General features: G+C 37.8%; 13 protein-coding genes. 7 read left to right on the top strand and 6 right to left on the bottom strand.

Annotated features, from left to right (window positions below; genetic code table 11):
* Positions 1 to 73: 73 nt before the first annotated feature.
* The 3 genes from CKK03_RS15725 to CKK03_RS15715 all read right to left on the bottom strand — a co-directional run bounded on the left by CKK03_RS15725 (position 74) and on the right by CKK03_RS15715 (position 3,312).
* Positions 74 to 1,021 (bottom strand): DMT family transporter, encoded by a 948-nt coding sequence (locus CKK03_RS15725; protein WP_099363490.1) that lies wholly within the window; start codon positions 1,019 to 1,021, stop codon positions 74 to 76.
* Between the two features lie 206 nt (positions 1,022 to 1,227).
* Entirely contained in the window at positions 1,228 to 2,502 is a 1,275-nt protein-coding gene (locus CKK03_RS15720; protein WP_099363489.1) for an MFS transporter, read from the bottom strand.
* A gap of 72 nt (positions 2,503 to 2,574) precedes the next feature.
* Positions 2,575 to 3,312 (bottom strand): SDR family NAD(P)-dependent oxidoreductase, encoded by a 738-nt coding sequence (locus CKK03_RS15715; RefSeq protein WP_099363488.1) that lies wholly within the window; start codon positions 3,310 to 3,312, stop codon positions 2,575 to 2,577.
* 128 nt (positions 3,313 to 3,440) lie between these two features.
* Here CKK03_RS15715 and CKK03_RS15710 point away from each other — a divergent pair, with 128 nt between their 5' ends.
* The 3 genes from CKK03_RS15710 to CKK03_RS15700 all read left to right on the top strand — a co-directional run bounded on the left by CKK03_RS15710 (position 3,441) and on the right by CKK03_RS15700 (position 8,866).
* Positions 3,441 to 4,328, top strand: coding sequence for a LysR family transcriptional regulator (locus CKK03_RS15710; protein WP_099363487.1), 888 nt, complete (start codon positions 3,441 to 3,443; stop codon positions 4,326 to 4,328).
* 105 nt (positions 4,329 to 4,433) lie between these two features.
* Positions 4,434 to 4,925 carry a hypothetical protein gene (locus CKK03_RS15705; RefSeq protein ID WP_099363486.1) on the top strand — a complete coding sequence of 164 codons (492 nt, stop codon included), beginning with the start codon at positions 4,434 to 4,436 and terminating at the stop codon, positions 4,923 to 4,925.
* 155 nt (positions 4,926 to 5,080) lie between these two features.
* On the top strand, positions 5,081 to 8,866 hold the full coding sequence (locus CKK03_RS15700) for a PDDEXK-like endonuclease domain-containing protein (protein ID WP_099363485.1): 3,786 nt from the start codon (positions 5,081 to 5,083) through the stop codon (positions 8,864 to 8,866).
* Positions 8,867 to 8,952: 86 nt separating this feature from the next.
* Here the strand turns inward: CKK03_RS15700 and katG are convergent, their stop codons facing one another.
* The 3 genes from katG to CKK03_RS15685 all read right to left on the bottom strand — a co-directional run bounded on the left by katG (position 8,953) and on the right by CKK03_RS15685 (position 15,030).
* Complete coding sequence (gene katG, locus CKK03_RS15695; protein WP_099363484.1) at positions 8,953 to 11,169, bottom strand: catalase/peroxidase HPI; 2,217 nt, start codon at positions 11,167 to 11,169, stop codon at positions 8,953 to 8,955.
* A gap of 938 nt (positions 11,170 to 12,107) precedes the next feature.
* Positions 12,108 to 14,696 carry a heavy metal translocating P-type ATPase gene (locus tag CKK03_RS15690; RefSeq protein WP_099363483.1) on the bottom strand — a complete coding sequence of 863 codons (2,589 nt, stop codon included), beginning with the start codon at positions 14,694 to 14,696 and terminating at the stop codon, positions 12,108 to 12,110.
* Between the two features lie 13 nt (positions 14,697 to 14,709).
* Positions 14,710 to 15,030 (bottom strand): ArsR/SmtB family transcription factor, encoded by a 321-nt coding sequence (locus tag CKK03_RS15685; RefSeq protein WP_099363482.1) that lies wholly within the window; start codon positions 15,028 to 15,030, stop codon positions 14,710 to 14,712.
* Positions 15,031 to 15,303: 273 nt separating this feature from the next.
* On the opposite strand from CKK03_RS15685, the gene CKK03_RS15680 reads away from it, so the two are divergent.
* From CKK03_RS15680 to CKK03_RS15665, 4 genes are all read left to right on the top strand, one after another.
* Positions 15,304 to 15,981, top strand: a complete 678-nt coding sequence (locus CKK03_RS15680) for a DsbA family protein (RefSeq protein WP_099363481.1) — start codon at positions 15,304 to 15,306, stop codon at positions 15,979 to 15,981.
* Positions 15,982 to 15,985: 4 nt separating this feature from the next.
* Positions 15,986 to 16,414 (top strand): disulfide oxidoreductase, encoded by a 429-nt coding sequence (locus CKK03_RS15675; RefSeq protein ID WP_099363480.1) that lies wholly within the window; start codon positions 15,986 to 15,988, stop codon positions 16,412 to 16,414.
* Positions 16,415 to 16,599: 185 nt separating this feature from the next.
* Positions 16,600 to 17,523, top strand: a complete 924-nt coding sequence (locus CKK03_RS15670; RefSeq protein ID WP_245864148.1) for an MBL fold metallo-hydrolase — start codon at positions 16,600 to 16,602, stop codon at positions 17,521 to 17,523.
* A 70-nt stretch (positions 17,524 to 17,593) separates the two neighbouring features.
* Entirely contained in the window at positions 17,594 to 17,797 is a 204-nt protein-coding gene (locus CKK03_RS15665) for a nucleic acid-binding protein (RefSeq protein WP_099363478.1), read from the top strand.
* Positions 17,798 to 17,866 lie beyond the last annotated feature (69 nt).

Genomic DNA, 17,866 nt, shown 5'->3' with positions numbered 1-17,866 from the left:
AAACGGACGAATGTGTATAGGCGAGGACAGAGGTCCCTTGTCCTAAAAAAAGCCCTTATCGAATAGGCCGTAATTAGCTCGCTCGATAGGGCTTTTCATTTTTTAAGGGTTTCTTCTCAGGGGCCTTCTTATTAAGTGCCAGTAATAATATCATCCCAATAATGCATGCTGTACCTGCCCATTGAAACATACCAAAAGGTTCTTTTAACCAGATCACCGTTGTGAATACGGCTGCGAGAGGCTCAAGAGTGCCTAACAGACTGGTTTCCTTTGGGGAAAGACTTTGTAAACTTTCAATATAAAACCAAAAAGCAATCATGGTTCCGAATATGATAACGAAGAGTAAGTAAAGGTAAGCTTCTATCGTTAAGCTTGTTAAGCTAATATCCCAAGGTGGATGGATAAAACTTAGCCCAAACCCCCCGATAATCATTGCCCATCCAACAATAACGAGGGAACCGTATTGTGCAAGAAGGGGAACTGCATATAGGGTATAAAAGGCTAAAGCAACTCCAGATAAAACACCCCAAACAATCGCAAGTGTTGGTACAGAAAGCCCAGAAATGGAGCCATTTGTTAATAAGAAAAAGCAACCAACTAAAGCAAGTGCTACTGTGATCAAATCATTTCGTTTCAGTACAGCCTGTTTACGCAAAATGACATAACCGATAATCATGACTGGCGCTAAATATTGTAATAGTGTTGCGACGGCAGCATTCCCATGTTTAATGGAAGCCATATATGTATATTGAACCGCAAGCATACCGAGTAACCCAAAGATAATAAGTTGAATCGCTACCTTTTTATTCTTCCAGACACCTAGTATTTGAGAACGGTCGTTTTTAAAGAAATGAACCGCTAATAGTAAGAAACCAGCGATAAGTAATCGTGTTGTGACGAGCCAATTTACATCGATTGCGTAGTCTTGAAAGAGCTTCTGAGCTACGGTTCCACCAACACCCCAAAATGTGGCTCCCGTCGTTACAAGTACAAAACCTGTTCTTCTAGTAAGTTGATTCATGTTTGATTCTCCATTTTAATATGATGTTATAGTTATCATAAATGAAAAATTGTGAAATGAATAGCAAAATTGTAGGAAAAGAGTTTAATTGAAAAGACTTGTACAATCTTTGCAAATGTTGAAAAATATGGCAGTAAATACAAATAAGTCAATTTAAAAATGCTTGAGGTCAGAAATACCTCAAGCATTGTGTGTTCTCTATAAATTTATGCTATTTTGTTAGTGTCGAGATTCAAATAATTAAATTTTTTCTTCCAGGTTAGGGAGAAAAGACTAGAAGAAATCGTAATAATAAAGAGGACAATGACAATGATAAATACGGCATAGTATGAACCTGTTGAATCGTAAATGTAACTAAATAGTGTTGTCCCAAATGCTACACCTAAAGTCGATGCTGACATAATCGTTGTATAAATCGATGCGTAATCACGTCCACCAAACACCTCGCGAATTACGACTGGAGGAAGTAGGGTAGATCCAGAAAAACCGATACCAAATAATAAGGCACCAGCGTAAAGCATCCCAATTCCAAATGAATCTGAAATGAGCAATGCGACTATACCTAGCATACCACCGCCGATACCGACAAATAGTGCTGGTTTAATACCAAACTTATCATTAATCGCACCTAGCATGAATTTGCCACCTGTTTGACCAATCGTTACACAAGTAACACCTGTAGCTGCCATAGTAGCTGTGAAACCTACAGATTGTACGAAATTTGGTACATGGAAACTTACTGTTGAAGCCAGGCCGAAAAGTCCAGTGAATAGCATTACCAAATAAAAGGCGGGTGATTTAATCGCGATACTTTTTAGGACACCCGTTTCTGGTGTTTTTTGCGCGTTAGCATTTTTACCTTCCACTTCATCCGCACCATAAGCAGTCAAATTCAGTTGCTCTGGTGTAGAACGGATGACAAAAATCGTGAATGGTAGAATTAAAATTGCGACGATAATTGCTAAAATAATATAGGTCAATCGCCAATCGAATGCTTCGATTAAAACACCTGTAATTTGTGCGAAAATCGCACCACCAATTCCCATAAATGCCATGGCGATACCTAGAGAAGTACCAACTTTTGCTTTAAACCAGTTGTTAATGATTAAGGGGATCGAACCGTAAATTAAGAATGTACTTCCAATCCCTAATGCAATTCCTGAAACATAAAATGGGAAAACAGAATGATAAGTCCCCATGAGACCAAATGCAAGCGCGTTAATAATACCTGCAATTGTTAAAATATAGCGTATATCGTATTTCTTAAGAACTTTGCCTGCAAAAGGAAGTAAGATTGTGATCGTTAAATACATTAAGGAAGTATATAAACTAATTTCTGATACACCTACATTAAAATCCTCAGCTACTGCACGATAAAGGATAGGAGCACAGCTCACGATAATCCCTACAGCTGCTGCATATATCGCAGCACTCGCCACCAGGATCCACCATGCGTAGTGGATTTTACCTTGCTTTTTCATACGTTCACCTCATAAAAATCGAGAAGCAAGCATGATTGCTCCTCGATTATGCCATTTTCAAATAGTTGGATGTTATTGAATCGTGAATCCGCCATCAATTGGTACAGCTGCACCACTCATGAATTTTGCTTCATCTGATGCTAAAAAGACTGCTAAATCAGCTACTTGTTCCACTTGTCCGAAAGTACGAGTAGGGACTAAATCCTTGGGAATACCTGCTAAAACATCTTTAACCAAAGGTGTTTCAATTGTTCCTGGGCAAATCGCGTTAATTTTAATACCATAGCGTGCATATTCAGAAGATAAGTGCTTTGTATATCCAATTACGCCATGTTTTGTAGCGGTATAAGCAGCTCCGCCTTTACCTGCAACAAGTCCTGCAACGGATGCAATATTAACGATTGAACCAGTTCCACGTTCAATCATGCCTGGTAAAACAGCGTTTGAAAATTCGAATACACTTGTTAAGTTAATATTTAAGTAGAAGCTCCATTGATCTAATGTCGTTTCTAATGACTTAGCGTATTTATCGAATACACCAGCGTTGTTTACGAGCACATCAACTGGACCGAATGCTTCTTCTGTTACTTTTACGCAGTTTAGGATATCCTCCGTTTTCATCACATTTACTTCTACTGCAATAGCCTTTCCGCCCAAATTATTGATTTCTTCCACAACAGCTTGAGCACCTTCCAAGTTTAAGTCAGCCACGACTACTTTTGCACCTTCTTTTGCAAATCGGATTGCTTCGCCTTGCCCCATACCTGAAGCGGCTCCTGTAATAATTGCTACTTTGTCTTTTAATCTCATGTAAGATAACCCCCTATATATTGGTCACAATTTATTCACATTTTTAATTTTAAACCTCTTTTGATATAATGAAAAATACAAAAAAACTATTTGGTTATAACCATAGGTTATAAAGGGGTAAGGAGATCTTGGACTTAATTAAATTGCGATACTTTTATATCACCGCAAAATTGGAAAATATGTCCCTCGCTGCTAAAGAGCTATCGATTTCACAACCTGCGTTAAGTAAGGCGATTACGAACCTTGAAGCGGAACTCGATATGGATTTGTTTTTTCGAAATGGAAAGCGGATTTCATTGAATGAAAACGGTCGTTTTTTATTTAAACGTGCAGAGCGAATTTTTTCAGAAGTAGAGCATCTAGAACGTGGATTAGAGGAAAGACGAGGGGAGGGAAGCGGGCAATTATCGGTTGTAACGACACTTCCATATACCTTCACAAGTATCGTTGATTTATTTTTAGATCAATATCCACAGGTGAGATGTCAACAAGTTCCTTTATCAAAAGAGAACCTGCAACAGTTTGTTGAAAATGGCAAGTATGATGTATGTATTACCACAGAAAAAATTGATCATCCGAATGTTGAATGGGTGCCACTATGGGAAGAAGAAATCTATTTGACTGTGCCAAGATCCTACAAAGAGGAAAAAACAGGGACGATTGATTTACTTGAAATTGAGAACCTCCGATTTATCGGCTTAACCAATCAGTATAGTTTCCGTCAATTTACCGACCAATTTTGTCAATCAGTAGGATTTTCTCCTATTTATCAAGTAGAAGTAGAAGAAGCCACAACGATTTTGCAGCTCGTAAAAAATGGACGTGGAGCTGCGTTTACACCCGAAACATCTGTCAATATATATGATGATAAAATAAAGCACTTAAAAATTCGAAATAAGAAGTTTCAACGTACAATCGGATTATTAAAACATCGTTATTTATACCCTACAAAAATATCCGAGGCCTTTGTCGCACATTGTCATCGCTATTTTAAGGATATAAAAAGGGACAAATGAAAGTAGTACTGTAATGAGGTGATGTCTAAAATTAAGTGGATTTTATTTTCAAATCTGGACATTTTAAGATAGTATAAATAATTCAGGTCGAGGTGAAATTCACTTATGGCATCAAGGCGACACGTTGTATTTAATCTAGCGATGATCATCATTTCATGGGTATCTTTACTATTTGTAGGGAAGCATCCCATCAAACGATATTCTTTGGCAAGTTTTATTATCTTTATTTTTGAAATCATAAATCATATTATCGGACACAGGCGAAAGTTTTGGATATTTTATGATAAGCCAAAATCCTTTGTAAGGGATGAACTACCTTTTGACCTTGGGCCTTACATCCCTATGTCGATTTGGCTCCTTTCATTATCGTTTGGAAACTTTAAAAAATATGTGTTACTTAATGCGATGGCTCATGGACTCTTTGCGTATCTTTTCATGCCTCTTCTTAAAAAAATGAAAATCATGCGATTACATCGATTAACCTATTTTCAGTTCTTTCTATATATACACTACAAAGCTTATTTATTATATGGACTACAGTATTTGGTGGAGAAGGTACGTCGTCCGAAGATTGAATGGAGTAGGTTCTTTAACTAAAATAAATGAAAAATGCTCAGAGCATATGCCCTGGGCTATTTTTATACCAATTCTTCAAAACACCACAATTTCCCATCTTGATGAAATATTGTTGCAAAAAGAAGTATATAATGAAACTATGTATTTGAACGAACTGAAAAATAAGGTGATCTAAATTGAAGGAAAAATTAACGGTTTTGAAGGATCGGTTGAATGACATTAGTCGACGAAATCGGTCCATTCGCATGTTAAAGGTATATAACAAATGGAATTTTGACTTGAGAGAAGTAGGGAAAATTAACAAAAATCCTCAAGATATCTTGGATTCGCTCATTAAAAATAATCGTAACGTTGAATTAGTGAAGCAGAATGTAAATGAGGAAGAATCTCTGCTATTGTCGGGGAGATTGACAACCCTTTATCGGAATTTGAAGTCAATTGAGGACGAAACGGGTTTATACGATTTATATATTGGTTATCCGTTCATAAGTGGTGCGATGCTTGATGGAACGTACATAAGGGCTCCTTTGTTTCTCCATTCTGTGAAGTTAGAACGTGTGAAAGAACATGGAACAAAGTGGGTTCTTCACCCGATGGAAGATTCTGACCCGATGCTAAATCGTCCACTCTTTTTAGCGATGCAAAAAATGAGCAATTTCTATGTGCCTGATGAGATGTATGATGAGGCAGTTGAGCAATCTACTCAAATGGATTTTTTAGGATGGTTAACGTGGCTAAAAAAATACAATATCAATATCAACTGGTCAAATGCTCAAGAACTTGAATCTTTTCAAAATCTGACGTCTGAACTCATCCCAACCTTTAAAAAGGGTGAGTTTCAATTAGACAATTATGCGATTCTCGGTCATTTTCCTCAAGGAAACTCAGCTATTTTAAAAGACTATGAGGATTTTCTGCAACAAATGGAAAAGGGCGTTTCCGATTTTGGCTTAGCAGGAGAATTGATGAATGTTGGGGAAGGATCTTCTTCTACCTTTACAACCGATAATCTTGGAGAGGGCAAACCAACATCATTTGAAGCAGCTCCAAAAAAAGAAAAAGAAAAGTTCTTTGTCCTTGATACCGATGCTTCCCAGGAAGAAATCATCAATTCGATTGAAGAGATCGAGGGCATGGTCGTTCATGGGCCACCTGGTACTGGGAAATCACAGGTCATTGTTAACATGATCGCGAATGCGATTGCTGATAAAAAGAAGGTATTATTAGTCTGTCAAAAACGTGCGGCATTAGATGTGGTTTATCAAAGACTAGACAGCTTAGGGCTTTCAGCGAGTGTAAGTCTATTACATGATGAAAAAACGGATCGAACCAGTCTTTACCGAAAACTTCATAATCGGTTAGTGAAAGATGAATTTGTACAAGAATTAGAGGTTGAATATGAACAACTTTCACAGAAAGTTGAAAAATGTGAGCTAGAACTGGACGCAATTGCAAAAGGGTTGTATGAAGCACAACCCCATGGATATCGAGCCTATGACCTGTATGGTCTTGGAAAACCGGTTAATCAACAAGAAGTCATTCTAAACTTATCGGCTGTGATAAACGATTTAAACAAGAACAATTTAGAAGAGGTCTTAACAACCATTTTTTCATACGGGGATTATTTTAGTCGATTTGGACAGGAGAACTACCCACTAAAAGATCGTAAATCCTTTTCGAAGCTAGAGATTAAGGACCGTTTGACGATTGTTGAGATTCTTAGGAAGGTCACTGAGCAGGCTGAGATAAGCATTACCTACCTTGAGCATTTTGAAAAGGATGAGATTACCCCGGAGTACAGCTGGGAGGTCGGCGGAAAACTCGAAAAAATTTATGAGGACTTAAATCCTCAGGAGAAAAAAACACTTCAGAAATTGAGACTTTGGTGGTGGACTTCTTTTACCGGAAAGACGATCGTTGAAGAATTAATCGAAGGTGACAAATTTAAAGGCTTATCATCGACGGAGTGGCCAAAGCTTAGGGAAAGCTTACGAATCTTGTATGAACTTTCAAATGTGTCAACTCAAATGGCTAACGAAATGAAACAATTATCAGCTTATTTTAAGGATGAAAAGTTGCAGAAATATAAGGAACAAATATCAAAAGGGGATATCCCGTTACCTGAATTTCAAAAACAGCAGGAATATGTCATTCAAGATTTTGATGACCTTCGCAATATGGATCGAATCTATGATGAGAGTATGCCTTTCGTCAAATCACTCATTGATGAGTTAAAGGATAAAAGTAAAGACGAGCTTCATCGTGAACTAGCGAAAGATTGGGTTGAACATACGAAGCAATCTGCCTATATTTACTGGATCGATGAAATTGAACGAAAGCATCCGGTGCTTACGAAAATTGGAACGGAAGAGTTTCATCGATTACGTACAAGATTTAAGGATCTTTTAGAAGAAAAGAAAGAACTTTCAGCTAAAGTATTGCAAAATCGCTTAATTAAAGCCCTTGGTTCAGTGAAGGAACAGCATTCTAAAGCGATAAAGGATATGACTTACCAAACGGGGAAGAAGCGACAAATCTGGCCAGTTCGAAAGCTTGTAAAAAAGTATGCTCAAGAAGGTTTATTAGATGTGCTACCCGTATGGCTTGTCTCACCTGAGACAGCGTCGGCGATTTTTCCGTTAGGTAAGGATTTATTTGATTTGGTTATTTTTGATGAAGCCTCACAGTTAACGGTTGAAAATGGGATTCCATCTGTCTACAGAGCGTCGAAAGTCATTATTGCCGGGGATGAAAAGCAATTACCGCCAAGTAATCTGTTTAAGGGTGGTATCCAAATTGATGAAGATGATGTTGATGAGGATGATATGGTCGTTTCAGAAAGTCTTCTGAATTTAGCAAAACGAGTGTTTCCGAGTAAAATGCTGCAATGGCATTATCGTTCAAAGTCAGAGGAATTGATTAATTTTTCAAACCATGCCTATTACAATGGCAATATTCAAATAGCGCCAAACGTGGAACATCTTAAGAATCCAGCGGCCATTCAATGGCGGAAAGTCGATGGCAAGTGGATTAATCAGTGTAATGAGGTTGAAGCAAAAGAAGTGGTCCTTTTATTGAAAGAATTGCTTCAAAAGGATGCGACGAGGTCGATTGGCATCATTACCTTTAACGCGAAACAACAGGATAAAATTCTTGATTATATCGATATGCTAGCCGAGGAAGATGAAGAATTTAATACCTTGTATCATCAAGTCATGGGTAAGGATTTGGATGAGCAGATTTTTGTGAAAAATATTGAAAACGTACAGGGTGACGAGCGGGATATTATCATCTTTTCGGTAGGATATGCGAAAGCTGAAAATGGTAGAGTCTATAATCGATTTGGTCCGCTTGGACAGCAGGGGGGAGAAAACCGCCTGAATGTAGCGGTTACTCGTTCAAAAGAAGCAATCTATGTCGTATCAAGTATTGAACCAAATGAACTGGACGTATCGAAAACAAAGAATGTCGGACCGAAGTATTTTAAAAGTTATTTAGAGTACGCGCAGGCTGTTTCGAATCTACAGAAAGAGAGAATCGGAGCTGTCCTTTCAGAGCTGAATGAAGAGATGAACACACAACGTCAAGAAAAGGCTCTTCATTTTGATTCACCATTTGAAACACAAGTGTATGAACAATTAACGGAAATGGGATATAAAGTCGATACGCAAGTCGGCATGTCCAATTATCGGATTGACTTAGCCGTGGTGCATCCTGAATATGAGTCGAGGTATATTCTCGGAATTGAATGTGATGGGGCGATGTATCATAGCTCACCATCCGCGAAGGAGAGAGATGTGTACCGTCAAAAATTCCTCGAAAACAAAGGTTGGACCATCCACCGCATTTGGAGCCGAAACTGGTGGAAAAACCCAAGCGCTGAACTTGAGGAAGTCGACCAACTCATCAAGCAAATTCTCGAGAAAGAGAAAAACCATAAAAAAGTCCAGCAAATGATGTAGTGGGGAGTACTGTCCCAAAAGAAAAAGTCCCTTCTGTGCGGTTTCACAGAAGGGATTTTTTTATGTTAACAGCCTTTATTCAACAATTAGTTGCTTGTAAGTTGTGCTTTCTTGTTTTCAGCTGATTTCAGGTCAAAGCGATCTGCATTCATTACCTTTACCCAAGCGGCAACAAAGTCTTTTACAAACTTTTCTTTGTTATCATCTTGTGCGTAAACTTCAGCAATGGCACGTAAAACAGAGTTTGAACCAAATACAAGGTCTACTCTTGTTGCTGTACGGACAACATCGCCTGTTTTGCGATCACGGCCTTCATAGACGTTTTCTTCTACAGGCTTCCACGCCACTCCCATGTCGAGCAAGTTAACAAAGAAATCATTTGTAAGTTGGCCAACATGCTCGGTGAATACACCGTGCTGAGTGCCACCATAGTTCGTACCTAGAACACGCATTCCACCAATAAGAACCGTCATTTCTGGGGCAGTAAGTCCAAGAAGTTGAGCCTTATCAATTAGAAGCTCTTCTGGGCTCACACTATACTGGTTCTTTTGATAGTTACGGAAGCCATCAGCGACAGGCTCTAGTACGTCAAAGCTTTCAACATCTGTTTCCTCTAGTGTTGCATCGCCTCGACCAGGAGCAAATGGAACCGTTATATCAAAACCTGCATCACGTGCAGCTTTTTCGATTGCAACACTTCCTCCAAGAACAATCAAATCAGCTAGACTGATATCGATATCTAAATCTTCTTGAATGCCTTCTAATACCTGGAGCACTTGTGCTAGTTGTTCTGGTTGGTTTACTTCCCAATCTTTCTGTGGTGCTAGGCGGATGCGCGCTCCATTTGCACCACCGCGATGATCGGAGCCACGGTACGTACTTGCAGAAGCCCAAGCCGTTGTTACAAGCTTACTGACTGTTAGTCCAGAATCTAGGATTTTTGCCTTAATCTCTGCGATTTCGGCATCTGTTAATTCAGCGTTTCCAGCTGGTACAGGATCTTGCCAGATGAAATCTTCTTCTGGAACCTCTGGACCAAGATATCTTGCTTTAGGACCCATGTCACGGTGGAGTAGCTTGAACCATGCACGAGCAAAGGCATCTGCAAACTCATCTGGATTCTGATGGAAACGACGAGAAATTTTTTCGTATTCTGGGTCATGACGCAATGCCATATCTGCAGTGGTCATCATTGTTGGAACTTTAATGGATGGATCCTCTACATCTGGTGCAAGATGCTCCTCAGCAGGGTCTACAACAAGCCACTGCCATGCACCGGCAGGACTCTTTGTTAGCCACCATTCATATCCAAACAAGAGATCAAAGTATCCATTGTCCCACTGTGTCGGATTCGCAGTCCAAGCACCTTCAATTCCGCTACCGATGGTGTCACGGCCATACCCTTTTCCATGAGAACTTTGCCAACCTAAGCCCATTGCTTCAATAGGAGCAGCCTCAGGCTCTGGACCAACTTTACTAGGGTCTCCTGCACCGTGTGCTTTACCAAATGTATGTCCACCAGCTATAAGTGCAACTGTTTCTTCATCGTTCATTCCCATACGAGCAAATGTTTCACGTATGTCTTTCGCACTTGCAATCGGGTCTGGTTTCCCATTTGGACCTTCTGGGTTCACATAAATAAGTCCCATTTGAACAGCAGCAAGCGGATTTTCAAGGTCACGTTCGCCAGAATAACGATTTTCACCAAGCCATTCTGTTTCAGTTCCCCAATAGACTTCTTCTTCAGGCTGCCAAATGTCTGCGCGTCCTGCACCAAATCCAATTGTAGGGCCACCCATATCTTCAATAGCGACATTACCTGCTAAAACAAGCAAGTCTGCCCAAGAAATCTTATTCCCATACTTTTGCTTAATTGGCCATAGAAGGCGTCGTGCTCGATCAAGTAGAACATTGTCTGGCCAGCTGTTTAAAGGTGCAAAACGTTGGTTACCCGTTCCACCGCCACCTCTGCCATCCCCAATACGGTATGTACCAGCAGCATGCCAAGACATACGAATAAACATTGGACCGTAATGTCCATAGTCAGCAGGCCACCAATCTTGACTGTCTGTCATTAGATTACGAAGATCTTGCTTAAGCGCATCATAATCCAACTTTTTAAATTCCTCTGCGTAATCAAAGTCTTCTCCCATAGGATTCGATTTTGTATCATGTTGGTGGAGAATATTCAAATTTAACGCGTTTGGCCACCAATCTTGATTCGTAGTCCCACTTGTTTTGTTACTAGTAGTAGCCCCATGAAACGGGCATCCTGTGATGTTACCATTGCCTTTAGTATCCATTCCTTACATCTCTCCTTCATGAAAAATTAGTAAATTTATTATTTCATCTAGTTTAAGAAACTAAGATGTTACTAATTACTTTAATGAGATTGTTACAATAGAAAATGGGCTTAATTGATAGAAATATAGACTTTTAGATTTCTAGAACATCAGGACTATTATATTAAGGTGTATAGCTAATTATGATAGATAGATTAATCCAAACAAATGAAGTCTGATCATAGAGGAGGGTAAAATTATGTAACGAACATGTAGAAGTATAGAACTAATATTTTGTATATTTCCATTATAATGAAAATGAATAGGGGAAGGCAAGTTATAAGCCTTAAGGGGAGTTGGTTTTGTGTATTACCCTTAATTGAAAACTTGACATTAACTATTGTCTTTGTTCGAATAAGGGGACAATTTTAGCTGTTTTGAAAGTGGATATTCCTTTATTTGGAACTTTCGAATGGTTTTATAATGCCTAACTATATGAAAGCATACGCATTTCTTTTTTACGTATGCTTTTATCGCTTTTTTACTTAAACATGATACGTAAATGGAAAGTTTTTGAATTTGTTGTCTCTTTTAAAAGTATTTCTTCCTTTTCTTGGAACTTTCGAATGGTTTTAGATTGCCAAACTATATGAAAGCATACGCATTTCTATTTTTCGAATGTTTTTATCGCATTTTTACCCACAAATGATACACAAATGGATAGTTTTTATAAATGTTGTCTTTTTTAAAAAAATTTTCGAATGACTTTATACTACTAAACTATATAAATGTATACGTGCTGAAAATACATTGGAAATCCTAAATGAAAAAGCTTGGGGTTTGGAAAATTCCCTCAAGCTTTTTGTGGTTTATTTACATTGTAATTTATATTACTAATCCGCATATCTTTTAACCTGTGATGTTGAATTTTCTCCACGTTATCTAATGGAGTTCAACTATTACTCCTTCACTTTTAAAAGTCGTAACGCATTTAAGATCACAATGATTGCAGCTCCGGTATCACTTAATACCGCTAACCAAAGGGTTAACCAACCAGGGAAGATAAGAGCTAGAGCCACGAATTTGACGATTAGTGAGAACCAAATGTTTTGCTTAATGATCGTCAACGCTTTTCTACTTAGTTTTACCGTATGTGGAAGTTTTTCAAGGTTGTCTGCCATTAAAACAATATCAGCAGTTTCCATCGCTGTGTCAGTTCCAGCACCACCCATAGCAATTCCTAGATCAGCAGTGGCGAGAGCAGGTGCATCATTTATTCCGTCTCCAACCATCGCTATCATTTTGCCTTCACTTTGTATTTGTTTGATGGCATTGACCTTGTCTTCTGGTAAAAGGTCAGCAAAATAGCGGCTGACATTCGCTTCCTTTGATATCATTTTAGCGGTACCTTCATTATCACCCGTTAACATGACAACTTCGTTTATACCCACCTGTTTTAATCCTTTTAATGCTTCTACAGTGGTCTGTCGAATCGTATCTGCAACAGCAATAATACCGATTATTTTAGTCGCTGTACCGATCATTACGACCGTTTTACCTTGATTCTGAAGTTGATGAACAGTTTCGGTTACATTCTCTAATGTAACGTTCTTTTCTTCAAATAATTTTAGATTGCCAGCGTAATAGATTTCTCCATCAAGAGTTGCTTGTACTCCTTTACCGACAATGTTCTTAAATAATTCACCATTTTTGGGCTGTATTCCATTAGCCTGGGCATATTCTACAATGCTTTTAGCAATTGGATGTGTTGAGTATTCTTCTAATGTCAAAGCAATTGACAATAGCTTTTCGTCATCCGTACCTAGGGCAATTATTTCAGTTACCTTTGGTTTACCTTCTGTTAATGTACCTGTTTTATCAAAGGCAATGGCACGAATAGCACCAGCTTTTTCTAAGAACGTACCACCTTTGATTAATACACCATTTTTTGCTGCGTTTCCGATTGCAGATACGATTGCGACAGGCGTTGAGATCACTAAAGCACAAGGACAAGCCACAACTAATAATTCAAGTCCTTTGTAAAACCATTCACCCCAGGTTCCCAAACCTAGTAGAGGGGGAAGAACCATGACAACTAATGCTAGAATAAACACAATCGGGGTATAGATACTCGCAAATCTATCAACAAATGCTTGTGTTGGGGCTTTTTGTTCTTGTGCTTCTTCCACTAAATGAATAATTTTAGCTATTGTTGTATCTTCTACCAGCTTTGTTACTTTTATTTCGAGTGAACCACTTTCATTTATTGTTCCCGCATAAACAGTATCTCCGGTTTCTTTATCAACTGGAATGGATTCACCAGTTATCGGGGCTTGATTTACACTGGATTCACCCAGTACGATTTTACCATCTAGCGGAATTTTATCTCCAGGTTTTACGATTAAGATATCACCGATCGAAATTTCTTCAACTGGTTTTTTCATTAACTCTGAACCTACTTTTATAAAGGCTTCAGATGGAGCCAAATCCATTAAATTTCGAATGGAGTTTCTGGTTTTTTCAATTGACATATTTTGAAGGGTAGTTCCAAGTGCGAATAACCATACAACGGTTGCACCCTCTAACCATTCTCCAATCAAGGCAGCACCAATGGCTGCAGCAGACATGAGGACATTCATATCTAATGAACGACTTTTTATTGAATAATAGGCACTTTTTACAGGTTTATATCCACTTATAACCATTGCAACTGCATACACGAGTGTAGTTAATAGGGTAGAAATACCAGTAAAGGAACCAATAAACCCCAGAGCAATCAATATTCCAGAGAAGATAATCCCACCATTTCCACTTAAACCTTTAAGTGATTCATTTGACTTTTTCCTGGTAAATAAAGAAGCTTTGTAACCTATTTTAGAAACTTCAGAAATGATATCATCCACACTGTTATCGTGTTCAATTTTCATTTTGCCAGTTGAAAAATTCACACTTACATCTTTTACTGCAGGGATGGTGTTTAAGTGGTTTTCAATACTTTTTGCACAACTTCCACAATCCATTCCTTCAACGTTGAAGATTCTTACATTCTTGTTTTGGAGTAATGGTTCAATGCCATACCCTAGTTTTTGTACTTCATTTTCAACCTGGTCAAAGGAAGCACTATTTTTACCGATTATTTGTAGTTTAGCAGTATTATAGTTCACTTTTACCTCTTGGATATTCTGCAAACCACTTAATCCTCTTTCGATCGTCAAGGCACATGAAGGACAATCCATTCCGTGAATGCGAAACTCAGCCTTTTCACCAATAGCAGCAAGTGTTTCTTGAGGTTTAACCTCAGCATGACTACTGCAACAAGACGTGCTAGTAGTGCTTACAGCCGCATCACCAAGCGAATGTTCACTACTGCAACAAGCATTTTTAGGAGGGGAGTGACTTTCTATTTCTGCAGTTGAAGAACTACAACAACTGTCAGTTTCCTTACTTTTAGAAATCTCACTTTTTTGCTGCTGACTACTGCAACACGACGTGCTCTCCATAGCAGCAACTGCGTTTTTTTCATTTGAACCACAACATTTATCAGCCATTGAATCCAACTCCCTAATCTATGTGACGTTCACAACAAGCTACATCATTTTGAACATCTTCAAAAACTGTATTAAACATCATTAATAAATCACGTACTTGTTTATTTCGTAAGCTGTAATAAACATATTTTCCTTCTTGTCTCCCAACGATGAGTCCACAGCCTTTTAAACAGGCTAAATGCTGTGAAATATTAGATTGATTCCCCTTAAGGTCATCCACGATTTGAGAGACGGCTTTTTCTTGATCTTTTATACTATCAAGAATTTGGATACGTGTTTTATCAGCAAATCCTCTAAGGAATTTAACTTTCGTATCAAGATCTGTTTGCAGCAAATGATTTCCCCCTAATCATATTAGTATTAACTAATACGTTCTGTTGGTATCATATTAGCAATACCTAATATGTGTGTCAAACAATTTAAAAATGGATTTATGTAAGATTTGAAAGTTATTTGAACAATCCTTTTTTAACCCAAATATATCACAGTTTGATGTTATTATAGGGTGGTTGTAGGTTTTCACTACGAAGGAGTTGTTTACGTGAATAAAAGAGTAATAGTATGCTTTAGTGGTCAATAAATTAACAGGAATGGAAGAGGTATAAATATGGCTAAAGTTCAAAATTCTTCAGCAAAGTTTGCTGTCGTCATTACGTTAGTTACGATTGCTTTAATATCTCTGTTAGTTGTTTTAAGTAACATGAAATCAGATGAGAATGAAGATCAAACTTTTGAAAAGCAACCATCAATAGAAGGACAACCAACGATAGGAAACGGCGATGCTCCAGTAACAATCGTTGAATTTGGAGATTTCAAATGTCCATCTTGTAAAGCATGGGGAGAGACTATTTTTCCAAAATTAGAGCAGGATTACGTTGATACAGGAAAAGTAAAGTTTTCTTATATAAATGTTTTATTTCATGGAAAAGAATCACAGCTAGGTTCTTTAGCGGCTGAAACAGTATTTAAGCAAAATCCAAATGCTTATTGGGAGTTTCACAAGGGATTATTTAACGCTCAACCGCAAGACCACGATTCCGAGTGGCTTACACCAGACAAGGTATACGAAATAGCAGGTGGGATTTCAAATTTGGATGTAAACAAATTTCAGAGTGAGTTAGAACAATTAACAGAGATAGAAGAGGTAAACAAGGATTCAGCGTTAGTTGAGGAATATAAGGTGCAGTTCACACCTTCCATTATGGTAAATGGGACAATGTTAGAAGATCCATTTGACTATGAAAAAATAGAAAGCCTCATCGAGAAAGAGTTAGAGGGGAAATAAATCTATGGTTGAAAAAGGGAAAGCTCCTTCTAATAAACTTTTATTTCTATATATGGCTTGGCTTGTTTCAGTAGTTGCAACACTTGGAAGTCTTTACTTTAGTGAGATACGTGGTTTCATCCCCTGTGAGCTATGTTGGTACCAACGGATCTTAATGTACCCATTAGCTTTAATTCTTGGGATTGGCACATTTCAAAGTGATTTTTCAGTGAAAAAATATGTATTACCGTTGTCCGTCATCGGCTGGTGTATCTCGCTATTCCACTACCTTGAACAAAAAGTGCCAGGGTTTGCTGAAATAAAACCGTGTGTACATGGAGTTCCTTGTACCACTGAATATATTAATTGGTTTGGATTCATCACAATCCCATTCTTAGCTTTCATAGCTTTTACAATCATTATCGTCATGATGTTATTTATTAAAAAAGATTAATATAAACATTTAAAAAGGCAACTAGGTGGTTGCCTTTTTTTATTGATTAAAATAAGTAACCTACTGGAGCAGGAATCTGCAGTGTGCATAAAGAATAAAATCTAATAATCTTATTGCTATTTCTTATTTATGGACAGTAACCTTTTAAAAGAAATCATGATTATAAAAATGGGGAGGACCATTTGGTGACTACCTTTTTTTCTAGGCATTTTAATCTTGAAAAAGTCAGTGAGGGTATTTATGTAGCAATCGCAAAAGATGGTGGTGGAGCGATTGGAAATGCTGGTTTCATAGATTTGGGGGACAAAACAATTGTCTTTGATACGTTTAACACACAACAAGCCGCTGAAGATCTAAGAAATATTGCTGAATCCATAACGAATAAACCTGTGTCTTGGGTCATTAATAGTCATTTTCATGGGGACCATATTAGAGGGAACCAAGTATTTATAGATTGTAATATCGTATCTAGTCAGACAACATTGCAACAAATTAAAGAAAACCATCCAGAGCGAATTGCTGAACAGAAGGCTGATATTGATGGGCTGAAAAAGTATATTGAATCACTTACTAAACAACATGAAGGTTCCAATGACATACAGAAAAAGAATGAAATCAACTTCCTAAAAGAGATAGAAATCTCACTCCCTCACCTAGAATTAGTCTTACCACAATTCACATTCACCAATGAATTTACCATTATCGGAACAAAACGTACTGCTAGAGTCATGACACTTGGGTGTGCTCATTCTCCATGTGATTCTTTTCTTTATCTACCTGAAGATAAAATCATTTTTATGGCTGACCTATTATTTGTTGGCATGCATCCGTCATTTTTCTCGTATTCCAATCCAACACAATGGGTACATATTTTAGATGAAGTAAAAAACTTTAAAATTCAAAAAGCCATCCCAGGTCACGGCCCTGTCGGAACAAAAGAAGATATTGATAAGCTAATCAACTACATAAATGCATTGACGATCTTATCAAAACAACATATGAGCACAGAAGATGCTTCAATTCCTGATGAATATAAAGATTGGGCAACCGTAAATGTTGACGCGCGTGAACTATTTATTAGGAATTTAAACATGTTAAAAGAGTTGTAGGAGGAATATCAAGGGACTTTAGATGAATGGATAGCATTTTAAAATTTAATAAAAATAGGGGTTTTTAGTCATGAAAAAAATATGTAATCAATGCCAAACTGAAATGATAGAGGATTGTAAGGTGACTGTTGAGGGTGATTTGGCTGGTATTAAAATTAGTCAAAAAAGAAAGGGGCTTTTCAATAATGTATCATCAAAAACAAAAGCCTCAGTGTGTCCCAATTGTGGCTATGTGGCTCTATACATAGATGAATTTAAAGAATTTAAACAGTAATAAGCTTTAAAAGCTAAGACAGACATTGTTTCAATAACGAAGAATATAAATGGGTGCATTAATCTAAGA

The organism is Fredinandcohnia onubensis, assembly GCF_002734215.1.
In the GTDB taxonomy this organism is placed as follows: domain Bacteria; phylum Bacillota; class Bacilli; order Bacillales; family Bacillaceae_L; genus Ferdinandcohnia; species Ferdinandcohnia onubensis.
Note: the sequence above shows the minus strand (reverse complement) of the source record. Positions and strands in the feature narration are given on the sequence as shown.

Bases quoted from the DNA above. Each gene is read 5' to 3' on its own strand.
- CKK03_RS15725 (WP_099363490.1), bottom strand. From the start codon at position 1,021: ATGAATCAACTTACTAGAAGAACAGGTTTTGTACTTGTAACGACGGGA.
- CKK03_RS15665 (WP_099363478.1), top strand. From the start codon at position 17,594: ATGAAAAAAATATGTAATCAATGCCAAACTGAAATGATAGAGGATTGT.
- CKK03_RS15715 (WP_099363488.1), bottom strand. From the start codon at position 3,312: ATGAGATTAAAAGACAAAGTAGCAATTATTACAGGAGCCGCTTCAGGT.
- CKK03_RS15705 (WP_099363486.1), top strand. From the start codon at position 4,434: ATGGCATCAAGGCGACACGTTGTATTTAATCTAGCGATGATCATCATT.
- CKK03_RS15690 (WP_099363483.1), bottom strand. From the start codon at position 14,696: ATGGCTGATAAATGTTGTGGTTCAAATGAAAAAAACGCAGTTGCTGCT.
- CKK03_RS15680 (WP_099363481.1), top strand. From the start codon at position 15,304: ATGGCTAAAGTTCAAAATTCTTCAGCAAAGTTTGCTGTCGTCATTACG.
- CKK03_RS15720 (WP_099363489.1), bottom strand. From the start codon at position 2,502: ATGAAAAAGCAAGGTAAAATCCACTACGCATGGTGGATCCTGGTGGCG.
- CKK03_RS15675 (WP_099363480.1), top strand. From the start codon at position 15,986: ATGGTTGAAAAAGGGAAAGCTCCTTCTAATAAACTTTTATTTCTATAT.
- katG (WP_099363484.1), bottom strand. From the start codon at position 11,169: ATGGATACTAAAGGCAATGGTAACATCACAGGATGCCCGTTTCATGGG.